The following is a 21,178-nucleotide window of genomic DNA, read 5'->3' on the forward strand; positions in this document are numbered from 1 at the left end:
CCCGAGTGTACGTGACAGCGCGATGACGCGGAATGATCACCGCCGTCCGCGGTCCAGCCAGCAGGCCAGCCCCTGTGCATTGAGCTCGATGTCCATCGCCAACACGCTGGCGACCGCGTCCTGGTCCAGCGCGCAGCCGTGGGCCAGCGCGCGCTCCAGGTACAGCGCGCGCAAAGCCGCACGTAGATGGCGATGACGGTCCGGGCGGCCGTCGCACTGGCGCCCGATCGCCACCATCGCATCGATCTGCTCGAGCAGGTCTTCGGCGCGCGCTTCCACCGCGTCCACGCGACCGTAGTGGGTCAGGTACATCGCCACGGGCTGGTAAGCCAGCAACCGGCGGATGGAATCCTTCAACGGCTCGGGATCGAACTGCACCGGCGAGGACGTGGGGATGATGAAGGCGCCCTGCGCGCTGTCCAGTTCCCGGTAGGACAGGCCGAAGGTATCGCCGGTGAACCAGCTGCGGCTGCGCGCGTCCCACACGCAGTAATGGTGCTGCGCATGGCCGGGCGTATGCATCAGCACCAACTCACGCCCGGCCAGGTCGATGCGCTGGCCCTCTTCGGCCACCACCACGCGCTCGGCCGGGATCGGCTCGATGCGGCCGTAGCTGCGTGCGATTTCCTCCTCGCCATACACCGCCGTGGCACCGGCGATCAGTCGCGCCGGATCGATCATGTGCGGCGCACCGCGCGGATGCAGTACCGCGCGCGCATTGGGCAGGTGCTGCATCAGCGTGCCGGCGCCACCGGCGTGGTCCAGGTGCACGTGGGTCAGCAGCAGCCAGTCCACCGCCTGCGGCTGCAGCCCGGCATCGGCCAGGGCCTGCAGCATCGCCGGCACCGCCAGCGAGGTGCCGCAGTCGATGAAGGCGGCACGGCCGTTTTCCACCACCAGGTAGGCTGCGTCGAAGTCGGCGCGCTGGAATCCGGTATCGATGGTGTGGATGCTGGGATCGGCGGTCATCGACGCGCACCTGGCAGGATCAGGAACAGACGGCCATGGTAGGCGCGCGGACGCGTGCGTTCGATGCGGCTTTGGTCGGAGGCCTGCGTCAGGACCTGCGCAGCAGCCAGTGCGGGCGCAGCAGCAGCGCGGTGACCATCACCGCCAGGAACGCGCCATAGGCATACAGCACGGCCAGCACCTGCGGCCAGATCGGGCCGGCATCGGACTGCGCCCTGCCCAGCTGGAACCCCCAGTGCATGGACAGCACGCTCAGCACCAGGGCCAGCAGCAGCGCCGCCGTGTCGAAGGCACGCCGTCGCGCGCAACGCGGCTGGCGCGGGTACCACCAGAACAGCCCGCCGAGCAGCACGAACCAGGGCAGGAACAGCAGCAGCGACAACCAGGCCATCGGCAGATCCTCGGTTGAGAGGGGTCAGAGTCCGGGGTCAGAGTACTTTCCCGCAGACGAAAAGTACTCTGACCCCGGACTCTGACCCCGGACTCTGACCCCGGCTCGGGCTTTACCCGGCGTCGCGCAGGGTGGCCAGGGCGGCCAGCACGGCAGCCACTTCAGCTTCCAGCGTGAACAGTTCGCTCTGCAGGGCGTCGCCCTGCTCGGCCTGCTTCAGCACGGCGATCAGCTGGCCGGCGTCGCGCGGCGAATCAAAGCCCGTGCTCTGCACCAGCAACGTGCCTTCGCCGTCGGTCAGCTTGAAGTAGAAACGGCCGTCTTTTTCGCGGTACTGCTTGAACACCGGCGGCGCGCTGCGGGCCAGCTCGGCGGCGGCCGCCCTGGGCACGTCGGCCAGGTCGCGCAGGCCCACGGCATGGCGCAGTTCCTTCAGCAGCGGCACGGCGTACTGCTCGCGCAGCTGCTGGCCGCGACGCTGCAGCAGCGCTTCGATCTTCTCCGGTTCGGCCATCAACGCTTCGTAACGCTCGCGCAGCGGCGACAGTTCGGCATCGATGCGCTCGAACAACTGCTGCTTGGCATCACCCCAGCTGATGCCCTCGGCGAAGGCCTTGGCAAAGCCGGCGGTCTGTTCCGGCGTGGCAAACGCCTGGTACATCTGGAACAGGGCCGAGCCTTCGGTGTCCTTCGGCTCACCCGGCGCACGCGAGTCGGTCAGGATGGAGAACACCAGCTTCTTCAGCGCTTCGCGCGGGGCGAACAACGGAATGGTGTTGCTGTAGCTCTTGCTCATCTTGCGGCCATCCAGGCCCGCCAGCGTAGCGACCTGTTCGTCGATCACCACCTCCGGCAGCGGGAAGTACTCCTTGCCGTAGACGTGGTTGAAGCGCTGGGCGAAGTCGCGTGCCATCTCGATGTGCTGGATCTGGTCACGGCCCACCGGCACGCGGTTGGCCTTGAAGATCAGGATGTCGGCGGCCATCAGCACCGGGTACATGAACAACCCGGCGCTCACGCCGGCGTCCGGGTCCAGCCCCTCGGCCTCGTTCTTGTCGATGGCCGCCTTGTAGGCATGCGCACGGTTGAGGATGCCCTTGCTGGCGACCACGGTCAGGAACCACATCAGCTCGTTGGTTTCCGGGATGTCGCTCTGCCGGTAGAACCACACCTGTTCCGGATCCAGCCCGCAGGCCAGCCAGCTGGCGGCGATCTCCAGCGTGGAACGCTGGGTGCGCGCCGGCTCCTGCGCCTTGATCAGGCTGTGCAGGTCGGCCAGGAAGAAGAAGCTCTCGATGCCCTGCGCACGGCTGGCGGCGATGGCGGGGCGGATGGCGCCGACATAGTTGCCCAGGTGCGGGGTGCCGGAGGGGGTGATGCCGGTAAGGACTCGGGTGGTCATGACTGCTCGACGGGAAACCTTCGGTGAACGGCGCCAGTTTACCCTTGCTGGCGCAACCCCGTCGGCCCCGTTCGGGCGTTTGCGCTGACGACCCCGCCGCGGAGAACCCGGATGAAGCGCCTGTTGCTGCCCCTGTTGAGCGTTGCCCTGCTGGCCGGCTTCAAGCCGGCACCGCCGATGATCACCCCGCAACCCTCGCGGATCGCGAGTGGACCGGTGTTCCTGACCCTGCTGGACCGCGATAGCGGCGGGCTGCTGCCGCAGTACGCGCATGACGGCCAACGCTGGACCCCGGGCGAACGCGGGCACCGCTACGGCGTGCGCCTGCGCAACGCCAGCCCGCAGCGCGTGCTGGTGGTGCTGTCGGTGGATGGCATCAACGCCATCAGTGGCGAACAGGCCACGCCCGCCCAGACCGGCTACGTGCTCAACCCGTGGCAGACCACCGACATCACCGGCTGGCGGAAGTCCAACGATGAAGTGGCGCAGTTCGTCTTCAGCAGCCCGCGCGACAGCTATGCCGAACGCACCGGGCGCGGGGACAACCTGGGCGTGGTCGGCATCGCGGTGTTCAACGAACGCGATGCCGTGCGCTGGGAGCATCGGCCGGCCGTGCCACTGCGCCGCGCCGCGCCTGCCCCTGCCGCGACCCAGGATGCCGCCAGCAGTGCGTCACGGGTGATGGCCGAACCGGCGCAGGCGCCGGCGCAACGGCTGGGCACCGGACATGGCGAACGCGAGGCCTCATCGGTTCGCAACACCGCCTTCGAACGCGCCACGACCGATCCGGTCCAGGTCGTCCAGCTGCGTTATGACAGCGCACGCAACCTCCGCGCGCGCGGGATCGTTCTTGATCGCCCCGCGCCTACGGCCGAACGCGAGCCTCAGGCGTTCCCCGATCAGTACGTACCCGACCCGCCGCGCCGCTGAGTTTGGATCAGGCACAAAAAAACGGGCCGCGAAGGCCCGTTTTTCTACCGGTTTCAACCGCCCGACTTACTTGAAGTCCGGGTAGTCCTTGCGCAGCGAGGAATCGAATTCCTTGACCTGCTTGTCCGCTTCGTCGCGGGCGATGCCGTAACGTTCCTGCACGCGGCCGGCCAAGTATTCTGCGTTGCCTTCGGCAACATCGAAGTCGTCATCGGTCAGCTTGCCCCACTGCACCTGGGCCTTGCCCTTGAGCTGGGTCCACTTGCCGGAAATGATGTCTTTGTTCATGTGCGTTGGCCTCTTGGGTGAAGTACGTCATGTGTTACCGCACCTGCAGGATGCGCCATCGAACGTTGAGCAGCAGTCAAGCAGAGATGAAGCACGTGCTCACTTCGTTGAACGGATGCCATTGCCGCGCGCAAAACAAAAAAAAGGCCGGGAAATCCCGGCCTTTTCATTACTGAGCTGCTTGCGCGGATCAGTTCTTGCGGGCGGCGTCTTCGACCTTCTCGCCAGCACCCTGCACGTCCTTGCCGGCACCGGCAACGGTATTGCAGCCGGCCAGCATGGCGACCGAGAACATCGACAGCAGCATCAGGGAAATTACACGCTTCATAGGGACTCTCCAGTTTGATTTAAGAAACCACCGCGGCGGCGGTGCAGACGGCGGAAAAGCCGTTGATCAGCACTTGCCGTTTTTGCAGTCCTGCGCCGTATCGTGGACGGCCTCGCCAGCCCCCTGCATGTCCTTACCGGCACCGGCAACGGTATTGCAGGCAGTCAGCGAACCAGCAGTACACAGCGCCAGCAGCAGTACGGAAAGAATGCGTTTCATCGACTTCTCCTTCTCAGGTCACGGCGTCCGGAACGACCCGGGCGTGCCGCGTGAAGTGCAATCTGGCGCGCGTCGCGTGGAGCGAGTGTGAACGAGCAGCGGATCGGTTCATGCGGCGCCTGCCCGACGCCGCAGCCGGGCCTCAATCGCGCATCAGCGTGGACTTGCCGAACAGGCTCTCCACCAGGTCCACCGCCAGCTTCGCGGTGGCGTTGTGGTCATCCAGCAGCGGGTTGAGCTCGACGATGTCCAGCGAGCCCATGCGCCCGCTGTCGGCGATCATCTCCATCACCAGCTGGGCCTCGCGGTAGTTCACCCCGCCCGGTACCGTGGTGCCCACGCCCGGGGCGATGCTGGGGTCCAGGAAATCGACGTCGAAGCTCACGTGCAGGTGGGTGTTGGCGTCGATCCCGTCCAGCGCGGCCTCCATCGTCCGCTTCATGCCGGCCTCGTCGATGTAGCGCATGTCATACACATCCACCCGATGGGTCTTGATCAGCCGCTTCTCTTCCGGGTCCACCGAACGGATGCCGATCTGGCGCACCTGGGAGGGCAGGATCGCCGGCGCATCGCCGCCGAGCCGGGTCAGCGCATCCGGTCCCAGCCCGCACAGGCACGCCACCGGCATCCCGTGCACGTTGCCGGACGGGGTGATCTCGCTGGTGTTGAAATCCGAATGCGCGTCCAGCCACAGCACGCGCAGGTCCTTGCCCTGTTCGCGGCACCAGCGCGCCACCGCAGTCACCGACCCGACACCCAGGCAATGATCGCCGCCGAGCATGATCGGCATGCGTCCGGCGCGCAGTTCGGACAGGCTGGCTTCCATCAGCACCCGGTTCCACTCCACCACTTCGTCCAGGTGGCGGTAGCCGTGCACCGGTGCGGTCCAGGGATTGCGCGGCCCGTCCAGATTGCCGACGTCACGCACGTCCACGCCGCGGGCGCTCAGCGCTTCGGCCAGGCCGGCAATGCGCAGGGCTTCCGGCCCCAGGCGTGCACCGCGATCGCCGGCCCCGATATCCGTAGGCACGCCAATCAGCGAGACGGGAAGATGCGACATGGAAACCTCGTTCAGGACAAAAGAAACAGTCTAGCCAGCGCGCCCACGCTGTACTCGCGGCGCTGCAGCAGGCGCGGTGCGCGACGCATTCCGCCCACCGTTCTGGTCCGCAGGAATTGCAGGCGCGTCAAAGCGTTGGCGCACGCGGGAGGTGAAGATCCATTACAAAACCGGTCAGATATACTGTGCTACGGTTCACACTTTCAACCCTCCGCGGTTGATAAAAAGCATCGCCATGGATCGTATCGATCCAGGTTCCAGGGGGAAACCAGTGCAGCGCAGTGCCATCAACCAGATCGTTCGCAGCGCGACCGGCGAAAGCCTGCCGGCGCGGCATCTTTACGATGCATCCCGTATCGAAGACATCTTCCGCCAGGCACGCGAACGCGAGCCGGGCCTGACCCTGCTGCTGCTGTCCACCGCCGATGGCCGCGCGGTAGCGGAGGATTCGGTGCTGGGCGTGGACGGTCGTCGGCTGGCCGCGATGGCCAACTCCTTCCTCACGCTGGGCGAAACGGTGTCGCGCGAGTTGTCACTCAGCGAAGCCGAACACGCCACCGTCTGCACCCGCCAGGGCAACGTCGTGCTGATCCGGGTCAACGCGGACAAGCCGATGACGCTCACCGCCGTCGCGGCGGTGGAGGTCAACCTGGCCGTGCTGCTGTTCCACGCACGCGAATGCGCCGCCAAGCTGGAAACCGCGCTGCGCAGCCGCGCCGCCTGATCGTATTACCCCGGTTTTTCTACCTCGCAGGCCTTGCTGGCCTGTTTCCCTCTGCACGACCCAAGAAAGGACGACTGTGTCTAAGCTCAACCTGGAAACCCTCAATTCGCTCGCCGGCTTCGTCGGTGCCGCGCTCGTCGACAGCGACAGTGGCATGGCACTGGCCATGACCGGTGGCGGCGACATCAACCTGGAACTGGCTGCGGCCGGCAACACCGAAGTGGTGCGTGCCAAGCGTCGCGTCGCCCAGCAGCTGGGCCTGTCGGACACGCTGGAAGACATCCTGATCACGTTGAGCTCGCAGTACCACCTGATCCGCCCGCTGGAAAGCAATCCGATGCTGTTCCTGTACGTGGCGCTGGACCGCAGCCGTTCGAACCTGGCGATGGCGCGCCACGAACTGAAGTCCTTCGAAAAGACGCTGGACTTCAGCTGAGCCGCGCTCGCCCCACGCCCGTCGTCGATGCCTGACGCGGGCGTAGCGGGCGACCTGCACTGACTGCCGATGAACACACCGATACGACATTTCCGGGTCGCCCATGCCGGGCTGGACCTGCTGCACGGTACCCGGCTGAAACTGGCCTGTTCGCTGTTGCTGGCCGAACGCATGGATATCCGCCTGCAGCCGTGGAACGGCGAGCAGGCCGACCTGCTGGTGGTCGGCGGCGATCCCTCGGCCATGGCCGTCCTGCAGCAGCAGGCACGCACCCAGGGCGTGAAGACACTGCGCATCGTGCGTGGCGCGACCGCCGCGCCGGGCCTGCTGCCGCACGGCGCCAGCGTGCGTGACATCAACCAGGAGCTGGCCGGGCTGCTGGGCGCGGTGGGCGAAGCACCGGACGCGGCGGAACAACCGGCGCCCGCGGGCATGCCGCTGCTGCTGCGTGCGATGCAGGCACCAGCCACTGCCAGCCTGTACCTGCTGCAGCGCGGTGCCACGCGGGTGGTGGTGGACACCGCCACCCGCAGCCTGGCACTGCCCACCGGCGCGTCCCTGTCGGAAATCGTGCCGTTGCTGGATGACCTGGCATGGTCATCGACGCCGCTGGATGCGGACACCTTCCAGCACCAGTACGTGTACCTGCTGCCGCGCCGCCATTCGTTCGAAGCGCTGTATTTCTGCATCGCGCGCCATCGTCCGCAACTGCTGCCGGCAGTCGCCGCAGGCACCTCGATGCAGCTGCTGCACTGGCCCGACCTGGACCACCGCGACGTGCCCGCCAGCTGGCTGCTGCCCATCGCACGCCTGCATGCCGCGTCGTGGACCAGCACCGCGCTGGCCGCGGCGAGCGGTTTGCCGCACGATACCGTGCAATTCCTTTTCTCGGCTGCTGCCAGCAGCGGCCTTGCCAAGCACCAGGAGAACGCCGTGCTTCCCTCACCGCGCCCCGCGGGCCTTCGCGACTCACGGTTCCTGACCTGGGTCGCACGACGATTCGGGCTGGACCTGCAGGCGGGTCGCGCATGAGCGGTCCGGCCAACAAACTGGTGTTCGTCGGTGGCATGGGCGCGGGCAAGACCACGGCCGTGCGCGCGATTTCCGATGTGGAACCGATCAGCACCGAAATGCCGCTGAGCGAGGATGCCACCGCCGACAAGGTGGAAACCACGGTGGCGCTGGATTACAGCTCGATCGAGCTGGATGACGGCGAACTGCTGCACCTGTACGGCGTGCCGGGCCAGCGCTACCTGGATTTCATGTGGCCGATGGTGTGCGAAGGCGCGCTCGGGGTGATCGTGCTGGTCAGCGCCGGATCCCCCGATCCGATAGCCACCACGCTGGAACTGCTGCAGGAGTTTTCCCGGATCGCGCCGGATGCCAGCCTGGCGGTCGGCATCACCCGCACCGACGAGCACCCGCAGCTGTTGATTCCCACGGTGCGCGATGCGCTGTTCGCCGCCGGCTTCCGCATTCCGGTACTGCGCGTGGATGCGCGCTCGGCCGCGCAGGTGACCTTCCTGGTGCGCTCGCTGCTGTCACACCGCTACGCCGATTCCTGAGCACGGCGCGCCGTCGCCTGCGGGCGGCGGCACAGGAGGCACAGCGGCCGCCGCGGTCCAGCACGCCTTCAGTCTGGCCGGGTAGCGCGGGGTGTGCATCACGTCGTAGGTCACGCGCCGCAGGGTGAAATCCTCACCGCAACTGACTTTGCGACCCTCGCGCACCAGCGCGAGGAAGCCCGGTTCGTCCGCAGGTTCCCACCGGCCCGTTGCATCGTCCCGCAGGTGTTTTCCCTGCCCCGCCCATTTATCCAGCTTTGCCGCCAACTGCGCAGGAAATGCCGGCGCAGGGCAGACCACGTTGGCCCACGGATCAACGATCCAGACATCGTCCCAGCCGGCGAAATCCACGCTCTCTGCCGACGCTGGCGTTCCTACCACGGTGAAGGCGTGCGGGTGCCTGCTTACTGGTTTGGCCTGCGGGTCATGCAACGCCCATATCTCCGCCTTGCCGCCCTCGGCCTGCACCTGGCGTGCGGCCGCGGCGGCAAGTTCACCGCAGTTGGCCGCAGCGATCCGCAGACTTGTCTGCGGTACACGGAAGTGGGCGAAATTGGCCGCCGTCAGGTTGCGCAGGTACGTCAGCTTGTAGCCGGCGCGGATGGAACGGCGGTACCGTGTACCATCAACATCATTGGCCTGGCTGGGCCGCTTGTTGCTGGATTTGTCGCCTGCCCGGTAGGCGGTCCGCACTGCCTGCATGGCACGCAATGCGCGGGCCTGGTTGTCGCAACCGGTTGGCTCGGTCTGGGTGGCGATGGTCCGCGCCGACACGGGCATCTGTCTGTTGCCGATGCTCGAAGGACCTGCTGCGGGACATGGGGATGCCTGCCCGGATTCGGACGCGGTGATCCGCACGGCGCCGCCGGGCGCCACCGGTGGCAGCAGGTTGGTGGTCATCGACAGGCCGGGCATGGTCGCGGCTCCGTGGGAAGGAAACGCATGATCCGCCACGTCCTTCCCAGCGGCTTGCAGGTTCCGGGCGTGCACGTGGGGATGGCGCATGGTGGCGTGGTGCCGCTTATCCGAATCGAACGGATGACCTACTGTTTACAAGACAGTTGCTCTACCAACTGAGCTAAAGCGGCACGGGGTACGACGCGTTCGTGGCCAGGCCGCGAAGCACGGCGATTCTACCGCAGACCGGCGCAGTCCAGCGAGCGCTGCTGCGCCGCCCCGCTGCGCTGGCGCAGGCCCGGATCGGCCTTGCCGTCGGCCAGCGCGCCCTGCAGCCACCACGTGGAGGCGCCTTCGCCGCCGCTGAGCTGGGCCTGGAATCCGGCCGCGCGCAGTGCCGCCAGCCGGCGCTCGGCGCCTTCGCGATTGCGGTACTGGCCCAGCGCGATGGCGTTGGCGTCAGGCCCCTGGCCAATGACGTAGTAGTCGCTCAGGCCGGCGGCGACGATCCGCTGCACGGTGGCCTGGGCCGCTTCGCGGTTCTCTGCAGGCGGCATCATCACCCGGTAGCGCGCGGTGGCACCGGGGGTCGATTGTTCGCGCAGGCGTGTCTGCGTCAGCGCCGCGCCGGCCTTGGCCTGGGCGCCTTGGGCAGCGGCCTGGTCGGCGAACGGACCCAGCGCCACACACCGTTCGGGCGCTGCGGGGGGGGGCGCGGCTTCCGCTGCCGGGGCAGGCGGTGCCACCGCTGCAGCCGCAACCGGAACCGGACGCGCTTCGGCCACCGCAGGCGCTGCGGCGGGCGCTGAAGTGGCCACCGCCGCGGCAGGTTCGGCAGCGGTGGGCGTGGTATCGGTCAGCGGCGCAGTGGACGCCGCCGGCGAGGGCGCCGTCACCGCGGCGGCCGCATCCACCAGCTGCAGTTCGGCCACGCCGGAAGGCGGCTTCACGTCCGGAACAACCGGCTCGCCGCGCAGCATCCACCACAGGGCGACGCTCACGTTGAGCAGCACGAGGAACACGATCAGGGCACGGGTCAGCATCTGCCGATCCTAGCCTGTCGCCGACGGCAGGTGAACGGCCCAGCGTGCCAGCCCATCCAGCACCAGCAGCGGCTGGTGGCCCGCATCGGCCGGCAGCTGCGGCAGCAGCGCCGGTGCGCCGCCGCCGTGCAGCAGCAGGTCCACCGGCGCCTGCAGCCGCTGCTGCGCCTGCTCGCGGCTGCGTTCGATCAACGCGATCGCCGCGCCGTCGCAGCCGGATGCCAACGCATCATCGGTGTCATCGGCGAACTCGCGGTAGTGCCCGCCACTGGCCGGCAACTGCGCTGCGCGTGCATGCAGCGCTTCGCGCATGGTGGTCGGCGAGGCGGCGATGCGACCCCCGTGGTGCTGCCCGTGCGCGTCCAGCAGGTCGATGGTCAGCGCGGTGCCGACCCCGGCCACCAGCACATGACGCTGGGTGCGCGCCGCCGCCAGCAGCGCCAGGAAACGATCCACGCCGAACCGCGCGGGCGTGGCGTAGGCGATGCGCACATCGGCGAACGCCGCTTCGGTGCGGGCCACGTGCACGTGCTGGAAGCGCATGCGCAGGATCTCAAGCATGGTGGCCGTCAGTCCGGCGGCGGCCACGCTGGCCACGTAGGCGGTACCGCCCTGCGGCAGCGTGCGCAGCGCGTCCCCGCGCAGGTCTTCGGCACCGTGCGTCCATGCCTGCACGTCGCCGGCGCGGTCGCCCAGCAGCGGTGCGTACTTGAAGCGGGAATTCCCCAGGTCGAACAACCAGTCGCTCATCGTGCCCTCACGCTGACTTCGCCGGCGTGCACAGGCTGCTCGCGGCCTTCGATTTCCACCCGCAGCGCGCCGTCTTCGGCCAGGCCCAGCGCGCGGCCGTCCTGCCAGGCGCCTCCCAGTTCCACCCGCACCTCGCGCCCGGCCAGGCTGTCCAGCGCGGCATAGCGCGACAGGAACGGGGCCAGGCCCTCGGCTTCGAACTGCTCCAGCGCCGGCAGCAGCGCGGCCAGCACCGCGGTCGCTACCGCATTGCGCTGCACTGGCTCGCCCGCCAGCTGGTCCAGGTCGGTCCACGGCTGGTCGATGCGTTCGGCGAAGGCCGGCGGCATGTGCACGTTGAGGCCGATGCCGATCACCGCGCGCGCCGGCCCGGCGAACTCGCCGCCACCTTCCACCAGCAGGCCGCCGAGCTTGTGGCCGTCCACCACCAGGTCGTTGGGCCACTTCAGCTGCACCTGGGCATGGCCGAGCCCGCGCAGGGCTTCGGCCACCGCCACGCCGGCCACCAGGCTCAGCCCGCCCAGCTGGGCCAGCCCACCGGCGAAGCCCCTCAGCACCGAAAGGTAGACATGTGCGGCCAACGGCGAGGCCCAGTCGCGACCGCGACGGCCGCGGCCCCCGGTCTGGCGCTCGGCCAGCAGGACGCGACTGCCGCGCGGCGGGGCGCTGCAGCGCAACAATTCGGTGTTGGTGGACACCGTGCTCCAGGTTACCTGCAGGTCGTCCAGCAGCGCATCGGCGGCCGCGGGCAGCCCGGCGCGGATGCCGCCAGCGTCCAGCAGGTCGACCGGCTGGGACAGCGTGTAGCCGTCACCGGCGCGACCCTCGATCGCTACGCCGGCTGTCCTAAGTCCTTGAATGCGCTTCCAGATGGCCGCCCGGGTCTGGCCCAGCTCGCGTGCCAGGGCATCACCGGACAAGGGCCCGGCGGCCAGTTTTGCCAGCAGTTCGCGGTCGTCCACGGCAGCTTCCGTCAGATAAACAGGGAAAGTATGCGGCAAAGGAATTGCCCTTGCCGGGAGGGGCTTCCAATAGGCGACCGGATTCGGGCTAGAATCGGGAACTCACCCGCCCTTAACCACGGATGTCGTCGATGCGCTGTTCTGCCCATTGCCTGGTCCTGTTGATGGCCCCGCTGCTTGCCACCGCGTCCACCGTGATGGCCAGTGAAGGGCGCGGTGACTGTGTCTATTCCACGCCCGATGCCGAACGCCCGCCGACCGCGCGCAGCGCCGCCGCCGCGGTGCCCAGCACGCCCAAGCCGGTGCCTGCACAGGCCACCAGCAGTGGCGGCGGCGGTGGCGATGATGACGTGCTGCAGCGACTGCGCGCGCCGAAGTGGCACAGCTTCCTGCCGGGTATGTTCCGCTGATCCAGGCGTTGTCGCGCTGGCTGCGGCCAGCCCCCCGTCCCATTCCCGAACCGCTGTGGCAGCAGGCCTGCCGCGATATCCCGTGGCTGCAGGGCCTGCCCGCCGATCGCCTGGACGCGCTGCGCACGCTGGCGACCCGCTTCCTGCATGAAAAGACCATCAGCCCGCTCGGCGATCTGGTGCTGCGCGACGAGGACATCGTGCTGCTGTCGGCGGTGTGCTGCCTGCCCCTGCTGGGGGTGGGCGAAGCCGGGTTGCGCGGCTGGTCGCAGCTGATCCTGTACCCGGACGCGTTCCGCGTGCAGCGCAGCCATGTCGATGCCGCCGGGGTGCTGCACGAGTGGGACGACGAACTGATCGGCGAGAGCTGGGACAGCGGTCCGTTGATCCTGTCGTGGGCGGATATCCAGGCCGACCTGCAGGCGCCGTTCGATGGCTAATGCGTGGCGGTGCACGAGATGGCGCACAAGATCGATGCGCTGGATGGCGCGATCGACGGCACGCCGCCGCTGCCACGTGCCTGGCAACGCGAGTGGGCCGGTGATTTCCAGCGCGCCTACGATGCGTTCTGCGTGCAGGTGGATGCGGGCGAGGAACTGCTGATCGACCCGTATGCGGCCGAGGCGCCGGAAGAGTTCTTCGCGGTGGTCACCGAGTACCACTTCTCCGCCCCGGACATACTGGCCGAGGCGCTGCCGACGGTGGCCGCGCACCTGCGGCGCTTCTATGGCGAGCCGCCTGCGCGGCAGCTACCTGCAGGGTAGGGCCGGAAACCGTTACGGACCGGCCGGCAGCCGTACTTCAAAGCGGGCACCGCCCAGTTCGGACGAACGCGCGACCAGCAGTTCACCGCGGTAATCCTTGATCAGGTCCTGCACGATCGACAGGCCGATGCCGTGGCCCTGCACGCGCTCGTCGCCGCGCACGCCACGCTGCAGCACCTTGGCGATATCTTCCGGGGCGATGCCCGGGCCATCGTCGTCCACCGCCAGCAGCAGGCCCGGGCGGCGGGTGTTCGGCGCCGGCTGCGGCTGCGCGGTCAGCAGCACGCGGCGGTTGGCCCACTTGAAGGCGTTCTCCAGCAGGTTGCCGAGCAGTTCCTGCAGGTCGCCGGGTTCGCCATGGAAGCGCGACCCCGGATCGATGTCGAACTCGCACAGCACGCCCTTGGCGGCGTAGACCTTTTCCAGCCCGCGCACGATCTCTTCGGCGTTGGATTCGATCGGCAGCGGCGCGGAAAACAGCTTGTGCCCGGACGATGCGGCGCGTGCCAGCTGGTAGGAGACCAGGTTGTTCATGCGCTGCAGCTGCACGTCCAGCTCTTCGCGCAGCGCATCGTTGCTGGATCCGCTGTCCATCTGCGTGCGCAGCACGGCGATCGGGGTCTTCAGGCTGTGCGCCAGGTCGGCCAACGTGTTGCGCTGGCGCTCCAGGTTCTCGCGCTCGCTTTCGATGAAGGCATTGATGCTGTCGGTCAGCGGTTCCAGCTCGCGCGGATGGCGTTCGCTCATGCGCTCGCTTTCGCCGCGCTGCACGCGGGTCAGCTCGGTGATCACCCGGCGCATCGGGCGCAGGCTCCACTGCAGGATGACCGTCTGCAGCAACAGCAGGATCAGGCCGATGCCGCCCAGGTAGAACCACACCCGCCCGCGGAACACACGCAGCTGCGCGCCCAGCGCGCCGGAGTCTTCCATCACGTAGATGGTGTACGGGAATTCGGTTGCCGGGTCGGCGTCGGCATCCCACACCAGGCCCAGCCCGTAGCGGTACACCGAGCCCTCGCTGCCGTCGATCTGGATGATCGGCAGCGGCCCTTCGAATACTTCCTGGCGCGGCGCCAGCAGGCCGCCGCCGCGGCTGGGCAGCATCGGCCCTTCGGCGGACATTGAATTGACCTTGCCGTCCGGGGTGACCACCTGCAGGTACAGGCCGCTGCCGGGCACGTCGAAGCGGGGATCCGGCGGCTGCTCGCGCAGGTACAGCGAACGGTCGCGGGTGAAGTCACTTCCCGCAGCGTAGGCGGTGGCGTAGTTCTTCAGGCGTTCGCGCAGGTTGGCGCGCGCGGTATCGGCGAACGCCGCATCCAGCGCGTAGCCGGCCAGCGCAAGGAACGCCACCAGGCCCACGGACGCAGCCAGCAGCTGGCGCGCCTGCAGGGAGCGCGGCCGCCAGCGTCGGAAGAACCACAGACGGCCGGACATCATCTTCTCGCCTGCAGCAGGCTCAGCCCTCGTTGCGCGGGATCGCGAAACGGTAGCCGCGACCGCGGACGGTCTCGATCGGCTTCAGTTCACCGTCCGGATCCAGCTTCTTGCGCAGGCGGCCGATGAACACTTCCAGCACATTCGAGTCGCGGTCGAAATCCTGCTGGTAGATGTGCTCGGTCAGGTCGGCCTTGGAGACCAGTTCACCGGCGTGCATCATCAGGTATTCCAGCACCTTGTACTCGTAGCTGGTGAGGTCGACGTTGCTGCCGGCCACGCTGACGGTCTGTGCCGCCAGGTCCAGTGCCACCGGACCGCATTCCAGGGTCGGCTTGCTCCAGCCAGCGGCGCGGCGCAGCAGCGCATTGACGCGGGCCAGCAGCTCTTCGACATGGAACGGCTTGACCAGGTAATCGTCGGCGCCCTGCTTGAGGCCTTCGACCTTGTCCTGCCAGCTGGAACGGGCGGTCAGGATCAGGACCGGGAATTTCTTGCCCTCATCGCGCAGGGCCTTGATCAGCTCCATGCCGGACATCTTCGGCAGGCCCAGATCGATGATGCCGACGTCGAACGGCACTTCGCGGCCCATGTACAGACCTTCCTCGCCATCCTGCGCCGCATCGACGGCAAAGCCTTCGCGCTTGAGCCGGGCTGCAAGGGTCTCGCGCAGCGGGGCTTCGTCTTCGACCAGAAGGATACGCATGAACTCTCCCTAGTGTGCTGGGGTCGGCCGGTTGGGCCGGTGGAAATCGGGTGTGATGCGACAATGATCCCCGTTCAGGGGTTATCGCCGCGTAGTGAAGACATATCCGATCGGGGCGGGCGGGGCTGTGAATGCTGCTGCACGGGATCATCCATGTAGCGGACGCGGCCACGCTCGTCCATGTATTTCACGCGGTTGATGTCGCGCCCATCGAACGGCACCCGCTCGGCACCCAGGATGTGTCCACCGGTGGATCGCTGCACCCGCCGCACGGCGTCGGACAAGGAGCGCTCATCACCGCGCTGGGATCCACGCATCACCACGTCCGGGCGCTCGCGCATCGGCTGGCGCTGCGCCATGTTCTGCTGCATCGGACCCTGCATCGGCGCCTGCGCGCTGGCATGTAGCGGCACGAACGCCGCCAGCACCACGACCGTGGCGAGGGCAAGCTGGCAGCTGGAAGAACGGGAGGACATCATTGGATCCTAGCCGAGGCCGGCAATTCGTTCAAAAATTGTGAAGTCCGCGTCCGGACGCGAGGTCCGGGGCTTTACAAATCTTTTGCAAATTTCGGCTTTTGCCAGTGAATCCGGTCTGAACTTTCCTGAAGATTGGATGTCTATGTTCAGGTAAGTGAACATACTAACAGCATTCGGGGCCGTATGCGGCACCCGCTGCGCAGTGCGTCAGGCGGCTTCGCGCCCGCCATCACGTTCGGTGGCCGCCAGCGCCTGCTCCACCAGGGACCAGTCCGCTCCCGGGCGGTGTGCGCCCTCGCTGAGGATCTGGCGGAACGCGCGGCCACCCGGTTGCCCGTGGAACAGGCCGAGGATATGCCGGGTGATGTGCTTGAGCGCCGATCCTTCCGCCAGCCGCGCTTCCACGTACGGGCGCAGCGCGCGCAGCAGCGCCTGCCGGGTCAGCAGCGGGGCGCCGGTCTGCAGGGCCTCCAGCTGATGCAGCAGGTAGGGGTCATGGTAGGCCGCACGACCCAGCATCACCCCGTCCACCTTGCCGTGCTGGGCCTGCACCGCTTCGATGCTGGCCAGCCCGCCGTTGAGCACCACCGGCAGGCCAGGGCGCTCCTGCTTGAGCCGGTATGCCCAGTCGTAGCGCAGCGGCGGCACTTCGCGGTTTTCTTTCGGCGACAGGCCCTTCAGCCAGGCATTGCGCGCGTGCACCACCACCATCGGCGCACCGGCGGCGACCTGCTGGTCGACGAAGGCCGCGAAGGCGTCGTACTCGTTGTCATCGTCCACGCCCAGCCGGCACTTGACCGTCACCGGGATGTCCACCGCGGCCACCATCGCGGCCACGCAGTCCGCCACCAGCGCCGGCTCACGCATCAGGCAGGCGCCGAAGCGGCCGGCCTGCACGCGGTCGGAGGGACAGCCGCAGTTGAGGTTGACCTCGTCATAGCCCCAGTCCTGGGCGATGCGTGCGGCCTGCGCCAGCAGTGCCGGGTCGCTGCCGCCCAGCTGCAGGGCCAGCGGCGTTTCGCCCGGATCGAAGCCGAGCAGGCGCTGGCGATCGCCGTGGATCACCGCATTGGCGTGCACCATCTCCGTGTACAGCCGCGCGCCGGGCGCCAGCAGCCGGTGGAACACGCGGCAATGGCGGTCCGTCCAATCCATCATCGGGGCGACGGAAAGGCGCAGGGAGTCGGCGTAGCGGGACGCGGCGGTGGCGGTAGGCTGGGTCATGGGACGCTGGAGAGGAATCGGGGTGGCAGGCAATGCCTGCATGATCAATAGTTTACACCGGTCTGCTGAATGATCCGGGTGGGCACGGGCGTGACGACCAACGGTTGTCACCCACCAACAGCATGACGGCCAGCGGCCGTCACTACCGGCAGGGATCAGTGCGCGCTGCCTGCGGGGCTGTTGCGCCCTACCCGCTCGATCAGCGTTTCGCTGGCGGCGTTCAGGCCTGCCACCTCCACCGCCGCGCCATGCGCGCGCAGCTTCTCCACCGCGCGCTCCAGCGCCCCGACGGCGGTCAGGTCCCACAGATGCGCGTGCTGCAGGTCGATCACCACCCGCGGTGCCACCTGCTGGTAATCGAATGCCGCGCCGAACTGCCCGGCCGAAGCAAAGAACACCTGGCCTTTGACGCGATAGCGCTGCAGCCCCGGCTGCGGCTCGTCGCGCTGCACGTCGAGCATGCCGCCGACCTTGCGCGCGAAGAACAACGCCGACAGCAACACGCCGCTGAGCACGCCCTTGGCCAGGTCATGGGTCGCCACGGTGACCACCACCGTCAGCAGCATCACCGCCGAGGAACTGCGCGGATGGGTGCGCAGGTCGCGCAGCGAGCGCCAGCTGAAGGTGCCGATGCTGACCATGATCATCACCGCCACCAGCGCGGCCATCGGGATCTGCCGCACCAGGTCGCTGCCGTACACCACCAGCACCAGCAACAGGGTGCCGGCGATCAGGCAGGACAGGCGTCCACGCCCGCCACTGGTCACGTTGATCACCGACTGGCCGATCATCGCGCAACCGGCCATGCCACCGAAGAAACCGGTCACCGTATTGGCCAGGCCCTGCCCGGCACACTCGCGGTTGCGCTCGCTCGGGGTATCGGTGATGTCCTCCACGATCTGCAGGGTCATCATCGATTCCAGCAACCCCACCACCGCCAGCGTGGCCGACACCGGCAGCAGGATGCGCAGCGTTTCCCAGTCCAGTGGCACGTCGGGCAGGAAGAACGAAGGCAGGCTGTCGGGCAGCTGGCCCATGTCGCCCACGGTGCGCACGTCGATGCCGAAGCCGATCACCACTGCGGTCAGGATGCCGATCGCCACCAGCGGCGACGGCACCGCGCGGGTGATGCGCGGCAGCAGGTAGATGATCGCCAGCGCGGCGGCGCACAGCAGGTAGACCATCGGGCCACGGCCGACCAGCTCCGGCAGTTGCGCCATGAAGATCAGGATGGCCAGTGCGTTGACGAAGCCGGTGATGACCGAGCGCGAGACGAAGCGCATCAGTGAACCGAGCTTCAGCGCGCCGGCGGCGATCTGCAGCAGGCCGGTCAGGATGGTGGCGGCGAACAGGTACTGCAGGCCGTGGTCCTTGACCAGGTCGACCATCACCAGGGCCATCGCGCCGGTGGCGGCGGAGATCATGCCGGGGCGGCCGCCGGCGATGGCGGTGATGACTGCGATCGAGAACGAAGCGTACAGGCCGACCTTGGGGTCGACCCCGGCGATCAGCGAGAACGCGATCGCTTCGGGGATCAGCGCGAGGGCGACGACGATGCCGGACAACACGTCGCCACGGACGTTGCCGAGCCACTGCTGGCGCAGCGGGTAATGGGTCTGCATGGGGGGTTCCTGGTGACCGCGGGCAGGGCCACGGATGCGCGGCCGCGGTAGGCGCGCAAGTCTACGGCAGCCAACGGCGGCAAGGTAGTGACGGCCGCTGGCCGTCCGGCTGTGGGCAGCGGCTCCTGCCGCTGCCTTCGGCGCTGCCAGGGCCGGGCGCTACAATCCCGACATGGCTTCCGCTGCCCCCCGCTTCTTCGATCCGCGCACCGAACAGGGCGTGCTGCGCCTGTCCATCGCCGGCACCCTGGTGATGGCGGCGATGGCCGTGGGCTTCGGGCTGTACGCCAACTCCTCGTTGATCATCTTCGATGGCATCTACGGCCTGATCGACGTGGTCATGACCTGGCTGTCGCTGCTGGTGGCGCGCTTGATCGCCCAGTCCACCAATACCGATACCCTGCAGTCGCGGCTCAACCAGCGCTTTTCCATGGGCTTCTGGCACCTGGAGCCGATCGTGCTGGGGGTCAGCGGGACGCTGATGATCGGCGCGGCGCTGTATGCCTTCGTCAATGCCGTGGATGCGCTGACCTCGGGCGGGCGCTTGATCGCGCTGGGTCCGGCGATCACCTTCGGGGTGATCTCGCTGCTCGCCGAAGGCACGCTGGCCGCGTTCGTGCTGCGCGCCAACCGGCGCATCGGATCGGACTTCGTCGCCCTGGATGCGAAGAACTGGATCATCGCCGCCAGCATGTCGGCCTGCTACCTGCTGGCCTTCGTCGGCGGGGCAATGGTGCGTGGCACGCCACTGGACTGGATCGGCCCGTACATCGATCCGGGCATCCTGGCGGTGGTCTGCCTGTTCGTGATGGTGGCGCCGCTGGGAACGGTGCGCCAGGCACTCGCCGGCATCCTGCTGGTCGCGCCGCAGGAACTGCGCAGCCACGTGGATACCGTGGCGCGTGATGTGGTGGCCCGCCACGGTTTCCTGGACTACCGCAGCTACGTGGCGCAGGTCGGTCGCGGCGAGCAGATTGAACTGTTCTTCGTGGTGCGTGCCGATGATCCGCCGCGCGCGCTGGCGGAGTGGGACCGGCTGCGCGATGAGATCGGCGACCTGCTGGGCGAGGAATCGCCGGATCGCTGGCTGACCATCATGTTCACCACCGACCTGGAGTGGGCGGTGTGACCCGCTGACGCCGGGCCGTGCCCGGCGCGGCGTTACATCGCAGCGCTGCGCCATTCGCGTGGGGACTGCCCGGTCTGCGCCTTGAACGCGCGCGACAACGCCGCTTCGCTGCCGTAGCCCACGTCGCCGGCGATGCGCTTCAATGGCTGGCCGCGGCGCAGCGCCTGCTGCACCAACCGCGTCCGCCAGGCCTGCAGGTACTGCCCCGGCGTGCTGCCGATGACCTCGCGGAAGCCTTCGGCGAAGGCGCTGCGTGACATCCCGGCGCGCTCGGCCAGCGCCTGCAGCGACCACTCTTCGGCCGGCTGCTCATGCATGGCCACCAGGGCATGGCGCAGCCGCGGGTGGCCCATGCCGGCCAGCAGCCCGACCTGGATCTGGCCATTTTCCATCAGCGTGCGCAGCACCTGGATGATCACCAGTTCGAACAGGCGGTCCAGCATCGCCTGGCGACCGCAGCGCTGCGCGAACGCTTCTTCGAACAGCACCCCGAGCACTGCGTTGCTGCCCAGCAGGTCGGCCAGCGGCAGGCAGACCGGGCTCGGCAGCGCATCGGCCACCGGGCTGCCTTCACCGGCTTCGAAGCGCAGCCCGGCGGTCACCAGCGGCACCTGCAAGCCGTCATCGATGTTGAAATGATGGTCGCGCGGCCGGGCGTACAACAGCACGCTGGGCTGGTCGATGCGCAGGCGGCTGCCATCGCTGTCCACCAGCTCCACCCCGCCCTGGCTGAGCAGGTGCAGCAGCGGTTGGCTGGCGGCCTGCGCCGGCACCCAGTGGCCGCCGACCTGGCCCCCCTGCAGCAGGCGCGCACTGACCGGGAAGCGGTCGAGCAGGGATTCGAGTCGATCAAGCATGGCTGGACGATCCATCAAGTTTTCCGGACTCCATGTTGCCACACGTCCAGCCAAGGCGCGCAAAGTACACCTCACCGGCCGACCGGCCACCCCAACAAGGAACTCCGCCATGTCCATCGAAAAGGTTCTCTACACCGCCCAGGCCACCGCAACCGGCGGCCGCGAAGGCCGCGCTGTGTCCTCTGACAACGTGCTGGACATCCAGCTGTCGACCCCGCGCGAGCTCGGCGGCGCCGGCGGCCCGGGCACCAACCCGGAACAGCTGTTCGCTGCCGGTTACTCGGCATGCTTCCTGGGCGCGCTGAAGTTCGTCGCCGGCCAGGCCAAGGTCGCGCTGCCGGCGGACACCACCGTGGCCGGCAAGGTCGGCATCGGCCAGATCCCGACCGGTTTCGGCATCGAAGCCGAGCTGACCATCACCGCCCCGGGCGTGCCGCGCGAACAGCTCGAGGAGCTCGTGCAGAAGGCGCACGTCGTCTGCCCTTATTCCAACGCGACCCAGGGCAACATCGACGTCAAGCTGATCGTGGCGTAAAAAAATGGGCGGGTGCCGGTCGTGACCGTGCATCCGCCCATCCCACCGCTG

The 21,178-nt window shown here is 68.0% G+C and carries 25 protein-coding genes, 1 tRNA gene and 1 pseudogene; 9 read left to right on the plus strand and 18 right to left on the minus strand.

Annotation, left to right across the window (positions count from 1 at the left end; genetic code table 11):
- Positions 1–36 precede the first annotated feature (36 nt).
- The 3 genes from RTX79_RS10655 to RTX79_RS10665 all read right to left on the minus strand — a co-directional run bounded on the left by RTX79_RS10655 (position 37) and on the right by RTX79_RS10665 (position 2,762).
- Complete coding sequence (locus RTX79_RS10655; protein WP_312683661.1) at positions 37–969, minus strand: MBL fold metallo-hydrolase; 933 nt, start codon at positions 967–969, stop codon at positions 37–39.
- 88 nt (positions 970–1,057) lie between these two features.
- A complete protein-coding gene (locus tag RTX79_RS10660; protein WP_057507540.1) occupies positions 1,058–1,360 on the minus strand; it encodes a hypothetical protein in 303 nt (100 codons plus the stop codon).
- A 112-nt stretch (positions 1,361–1,472) separates the two neighbouring features.
- Positions 1,473–2,762, minus strand: coding sequence for a tryptophan--tRNA ligase (locus RTX79_RS10665; protein ID WP_312683662.1), 1,290 nt, complete (start codon positions 2,760–2,762; stop codon positions 1,473–1,475).
- A gap of 111 nt (positions 2,763–2,873) precedes the next feature.
- Between RTX79_RS10665 and RTX79_RS10670 the strand changes: the two genes are divergently transcribed.
- The gene (locus RTX79_RS10670) at positions 2,874–3,692 is read left to right on the plus strand and encodes a hypothetical protein (RefSeq protein WP_312683663.1); all 819 of its coding nucleotides are present in this window, start codon (positions 2,874–2,876) and stop codon (positions 3,690–3,692) included.
- Positions 3,693–3,758: 66 nt separating this feature from the next.
- Here the strand turns inward: RTX79_RS10670 and RTX79_RS10675 are convergent, their stop codons facing one another.
- From RTX79_RS10675 to rocF, 4 genes are all read right to left on the minus strand, one after another.
- Positions 3,759–3,980 carry a CsbD family protein gene (locus RTX79_RS10675; RefSeq protein WP_309688853.1) on the minus strand — a complete coding sequence of 74 codons (222 nt, stop codon included), beginning with the start codon at positions 3,978–3,980 and terminating at the stop codon, positions 3,759–3,761.
- Positions 3,981–4,170: 190 nt separating this feature from the next.
- Positions 4,171–4,308 carry an entericidin A/B family lipoprotein gene (locus tag RTX79_RS10680; RefSeq protein WP_057507544.1) on the minus strand — a complete coding sequence of 46 codons (138 nt, stop codon included), beginning with the start codon at positions 4,306–4,308 and terminating at the stop codon, positions 4,171–4,173.
- Positions 4,309–4,374: 66 nt separating this feature from the next.
- Positions 4,375–4,527, minus strand: coding sequence for an entericidin A/B family lipoprotein (locus RTX79_RS10685; RefSeq protein WP_309688859.1), 153 nt, complete (start codon positions 4,525–4,527; stop codon positions 4,375–4,377).
- Between the two features lie 142 nt (positions 4,528–4,669).
- Complete coding sequence (gene rocF / locus RTX79_RS10690; protein ID WP_312683664.1) at positions 4,670–5,587, minus strand: arginase; 918 nt, start codon at positions 5,585–5,587, stop codon at positions 4,670–4,672.
- 271 nt (positions 5,588–5,858) lie between these two features.
- Here rocF and RTX79_RS10695 point away from each other — a divergent pair, with 271 nt between their 5' ends.
- From RTX79_RS10695 to RTX79_RS10710, 4 genes are all read left to right on the plus strand, one after another.
- Positions 5,859–6,311, plus strand: coding sequence for a roadblock/LC7 domain-containing protein (locus RTX79_RS10695; protein ID WP_123699879.1), 453 nt, complete (start codon positions 5,859–5,861; stop codon positions 6,309–6,311).
- Between the two features lie 76 nt (positions 6,312–6,387).
- Positions 6,388–6,747, plus strand: a complete 360-nt coding sequence (locus RTX79_RS10700; protein ID WP_057507548.1) for a roadblock/LC7 domain-containing protein — start codon at positions 6,388–6,390, stop codon at positions 6,745–6,747.
- 69 nt (positions 6,748–6,816) lie between these two features.
- Positions 6,817–7,779, plus strand: coding sequence for a hypothetical protein (locus RTX79_RS10705; RefSeq protein ID WP_312683665.1), 963 nt, complete (start codon positions 6,817–6,819; stop codon positions 7,777–7,779).
- Positions 7,776–8,312, plus strand: a complete 537-nt coding sequence (locus RTX79_RS10710) for a GTP-binding protein (RefSeq protein ID WP_057507550.1) — start codon at positions 7,776–7,778, stop codon at positions 8,310–8,312. Before RTX79_RS10705 ends, RTX79_RS10710 begins: the two co-directional genes overlap by 4 nt.
- Here RTX79_RS10710 and RTX79_RS10715 read toward each other — a convergent pair.
- The 5 genes from RTX79_RS10715 to birA all read right to left on the minus strand — a co-directional run bounded on the left by RTX79_RS10715 (position 8,289) and on the right by birA (position 11,964).
- Positions 8,289–9,227 carry a hypothetical protein gene (locus RTX79_RS10715; RefSeq protein ID WP_312683667.1) on the minus strand — a complete coding sequence of 313 codons (939 nt, stop codon included), beginning with the start codon at positions 9,225–9,227 and terminating at the stop codon, positions 8,289–8,291. The two genes, RTX79_RS10710 and RTX79_RS10715, sit on opposite strands and share 24 nt — an antisense overlap.
- Before the next feature lie 97 nt (positions 9,228–9,324).
- Positions 9,325–9,400, minus strand: a tRNA-Thr gene (locus tag RTX79_RS10720).
- A gap of 45 nt (positions 9,401–9,445) precedes the next feature.
- Positions 9,446–10,252, minus strand: coding sequence for an SPOR domain-containing protein (locus RTX79_RS10725; RefSeq protein WP_312683669.1), 807 nt, complete (start codon positions 10,250–10,252; stop codon positions 9,446–9,448).
- A gap of 9 nt (positions 10,253–10,261) precedes the next feature.
- Positions 10,262–11,002, minus strand: coding sequence for a type III pantothenate kinase (locus RTX79_RS10730; RefSeq protein ID WP_057507552.1), 741 nt, complete (start codon positions 11,000–11,002; stop codon positions 10,262–10,264).
- Positions 10,999–11,964, minus strand: coding sequence for a bifunctional biotin--[acetyl-CoA-carboxylase] ligase/biotin operon repressor BirA (birA, locus tag RTX79_RS10735; protein ID WP_312683670.1), 966 nt, complete (start codon positions 11,962–11,964; stop codon positions 10,999–11,001). The genes RTX79_RS10730 and birA overlap by 4 nt, the downstream gene beginning before the upstream one ends.
- 131 nt (positions 11,965–12,095) lie before the next feature.
- On the opposite strand from birA, the gene RTX79_RS10740 reads away from it, so the two are divergent.
- Positions 12,096–12,374, plus strand: a complete 279-nt coding sequence (locus RTX79_RS10740; RefSeq protein WP_057507554.1) for a hypothetical protein — start codon at positions 12,096–12,098, stop codon at positions 12,372–12,374.
- Positions 12,341–13,138: pseudogene (locus RTX79_RS10745) on the plus strand (zinc-dependent peptidase). The gene RTX79_RS10740 and the pseudogene RTX79_RS10745 overlap by 34 nt, the downstream one beginning before the upstream one ends.
- 12 nt (positions 13,139–13,150) lie before the next feature.
- Here RTX79_RS10745 and RTX79_RS10750 read toward each other — a convergent pair.
- The 5 genes from RTX79_RS10750 to RTX79_RS10770 form a co-directional block, all read right to left on the minus strand.
- The gene (locus tag RTX79_RS10750) at positions 13,151–14,575 is read right to left on the minus strand and encodes an ATP-binding protein (RefSeq protein WP_057507598.1); all 1,425 of its coding nucleotides are present in this window, start codon (positions 14,573–14,575) and stop codon (positions 13,151–13,153) included.
- A 22-nt stretch (positions 14,576–14,597) separates the two neighbouring features.
- Complete coding sequence (locus RTX79_RS10755) at positions 14,598–15,281, minus strand: response regulator transcription factor (RefSeq protein ID WP_004136763.1); 684 nt, start codon at positions 15,279–15,281, stop codon at positions 14,598–14,600.
- A gap of 74 nt (positions 15,282–15,355) precedes the next feature.
- Positions 15,356–15,757, minus strand: coding sequence for a hypothetical protein (locus RTX79_RS10760; RefSeq protein WP_428695993.1), 402 nt, complete (start codon positions 15,755–15,757; stop codon positions 15,356–15,358).
- A 210-nt stretch (positions 15,758–15,967) separates the two neighbouring features.
- Positions 15,968–16,984 carry a tRNA dihydrouridine(20/20a) synthase DusA gene (gene dusA, locus RTX79_RS10765; RefSeq protein WP_312683672.1) on the minus strand — a complete coding sequence of 339 codons (1,017 nt, stop codon included), beginning with the start codon at positions 16,982–16,984 and terminating at the stop codon, positions 15,968–15,970.
- Positions 16,985–17,139: 155 nt separating this feature from the next.
- Positions 17,140–18,606, minus strand: a complete 1,467-nt coding sequence (locus RTX79_RS10770) for a SulP family inorganic anion transporter (RefSeq protein ID WP_312683674.1) — start codon at positions 18,604–18,606, stop codon at positions 17,140–17,142.
- A gap of 172 nt (positions 18,607–18,778) precedes the next feature.
- Between RTX79_RS10770 and RTX79_RS10775 the strand changes: the two genes are divergently transcribed.
- Positions 18,779–19,735 carry a cation diffusion facilitator family transporter gene (locus tag RTX79_RS10775; RefSeq protein ID WP_312683675.1) on the plus strand — a complete coding sequence of 319 codons (957 nt, stop codon included), beginning with the start codon at positions 18,779–18,781 and terminating at the stop codon, positions 19,733–19,735.
- 32 nt (positions 19,736–19,767) lie between these two features.
- On the opposite strand, the gene RTX79_RS10780 is transcribed toward RTX79_RS10775, so the two are convergent.
- A complete protein-coding gene (locus RTX79_RS10780; RefSeq protein WP_057507559.1) occupies positions 19,768–20,592 on the minus strand; it encodes an AraC family transcriptional regulator in 825 nt (274 codons plus the stop codon).
- A 109-nt stretch (positions 20,593–20,701) separates the two neighbouring features.
- On the opposite strand from RTX79_RS10780, the gene RTX79_RS10785 reads away from it, so the two are divergent.
- Positions 20,702–21,127: an organic hydroperoxide resistance protein gene (locus tag RTX79_RS10785; protein ID WP_042613743.1), complete on the plus strand. Its 426-nt coding sequence runs from the start codon at positions 20,702–20,704 to the stop codon at positions 21,125–21,127.
- Positions 21,128–21,178 lie beyond the last annotated feature (51 nt).

The sequence above is a fragment of the Stenotrophomonas chelatiphaga genome, from assembly GCF_032054965.1.
Taxonomy (GTDB): domain Bacteria; phylum Pseudomonadota; class Gammaproteobacteria; order Xanthomonadales; family Xanthomonadaceae; genus Stenotrophomonas; species Stenotrophomonas chelatiphaga.

What these genes read in the sequence shown, in the direction of transcription:
- dusA (WP_312683672.1), bottom strand. Translation starts at nt 16,984, where the DNA reads ATGACCCAGCCTACCGCCACCGCCGCGTCCCGCTACGCCGACTCCCTG.
- RTX79_RS10680 (WP_057507544.1), bottom strand. Translation starts at nt 4,308, where the DNA reads ATGAAGCGTGTAATTTCCCTGATGCTGCTGTCGATGTTCTCGGTCGCC.
- RTX79_RS10685 (WP_309688859.1), bottom strand. Translation starts at nt 4,527, where the DNA reads ATGAAACGCATTCTTTCCGTACTGCTGCTGGCGCTGTGTACTGCTGGT.
- RTX79_RS10660 (WP_057507540.1), bottom strand. Translation starts at nt 1,360, where the DNA reads ATGGCCTGGTTGTCGCTGCTGCTGTTCCTGCCCTGGTTCGTGCTGCTC.
- RTX79_RS10725 (WP_312683669.1), bottom strand. Translation starts at nt 10,252, where the DNA reads ATGCTGACCCGTGCCCTGATCGTGTTCCTCGTGCTGCTCAACGTGAGC.
- rocF (WP_312683664.1), bottom strand. Translation starts at nt 5,587, where the DNA reads ATGTCGCATCTTCCCGTCTCGCTGATTGGCGTGCCTACGGATATCGGG.
- RTX79_RS10665 (WP_312683662.1), bottom strand. Translation starts at nt 2,762, where the DNA reads ATGACCACCCGAGTCCTTACCGGCATCACCCCCTCCGGCACCCCGCAC.
- RTX79_RS10770 (WP_312683674.1), bottom strand. Translation starts at nt 18,606, where the DNA reads ATGCAGACCCATTACCCGCTGCGCCAGCAGTGGCTCGGCAACGTCCGT.
- RTX79_RS10710 (WP_057507550.1), top strand. Translation starts at nt 7,776, where the DNA reads ATGAGCGGTCCGGCCAACAAACTGGTGTTCGTCGGTGGCATGGGCGCG.
- RTX79_RS10780 (WP_057507559.1), bottom strand. Translation starts at nt 20,592, where the DNA reads ATGCTTGATCGACTCGAATCCCTGCTCGACCGCTTCCCGGTCAGTGCG.
- RTX79_RS10740 (WP_057507554.1), top strand. Translation starts at nt 12,096, where the DNA reads ATGCGCTGTTCTGCCCATTGCCTGGTCCTGTTGATGGCCCCGCTGCTT.
- RTX79_RS10785 (WP_042613743.1), top strand. Translation starts at nt 20,702, where the DNA reads ATGTCCATCGAAAAGGTTCTCTACACCGCCCAGGCCACCGCAACCGGC.
- RTX79_RS10750 (WP_057507598.1), bottom strand. Translation starts at nt 14,575, where the DNA reads ATGTCCGGCCGTCTGTGGTTCTTCCGACGCTGGCGGCCGCGCTCCCTG.
- RTX79_RS10760 (WP_428695993.1), bottom strand. Translation starts at nt 15,757, where the DNA reads ATGTCCTCCCGTTCTTCCAGCTGCCAGCTTGCCCTCGCCACGGTCGTG.
- RTX79_RS10675 (WP_309688853.1), bottom strand. Translation starts at nt 3,980, where the DNA reads ATGAACAAAGACATCATTTCCGGCAAGTGGACCCAGCTCAAGGGCAAG.
- RTX79_RS10755 (WP_004136763.1), bottom strand. Translation starts at nt 15,281, where the DNA reads ATGCGTATCCTTCTGGTCGAAGACGAAGCCCCGCTGCGCGAGACCCTT.
- RTX79_RS10730 (WP_057507552.1), bottom strand. Translation starts at nt 11,002, where the DNA reads ATGAGCGACTGGTTGTTCGACCTGGGGAATTCCCGCTTCAAGTACGCA.
- RTX79_RS10670 (WP_312683663.1), top strand. Translation starts at nt 2,874, where the DNA reads ATGAAGCGCCTGTTGCTGCCCCTGTTGAGCGTTGCCCTGCTGGCCGGC.
- RTX79_RS10705 (WP_312683665.1), top strand. Translation starts at nt 6,817, where the DNA reads ATGAACACACCGATACGACATTTCCGGGTCGCCCATGCCGGGCTGGAC.
- RTX79_RS10715 (WP_312683667.1), bottom strand. Translation starts at nt 9,227, where the DNA reads ATGCCCGGCCTGTCGATGACCACCAACCTGCTGCCACCGGTGGCGCCC.
- RTX79_RS10655 (WP_312683661.1), bottom strand. Translation starts at nt 969, where the DNA reads ATGACCGCCGATCCCAGCATCCACACCATCGATACCGGATTCCAGCGC.
- RTX79_RS10775 (WP_312683675.1), top strand. Translation starts at nt 18,779, where the DNA reads ATGGCTTCCGCTGCCCCCCGCTTCTTCGATCCGCGCACCGAACAGGGC.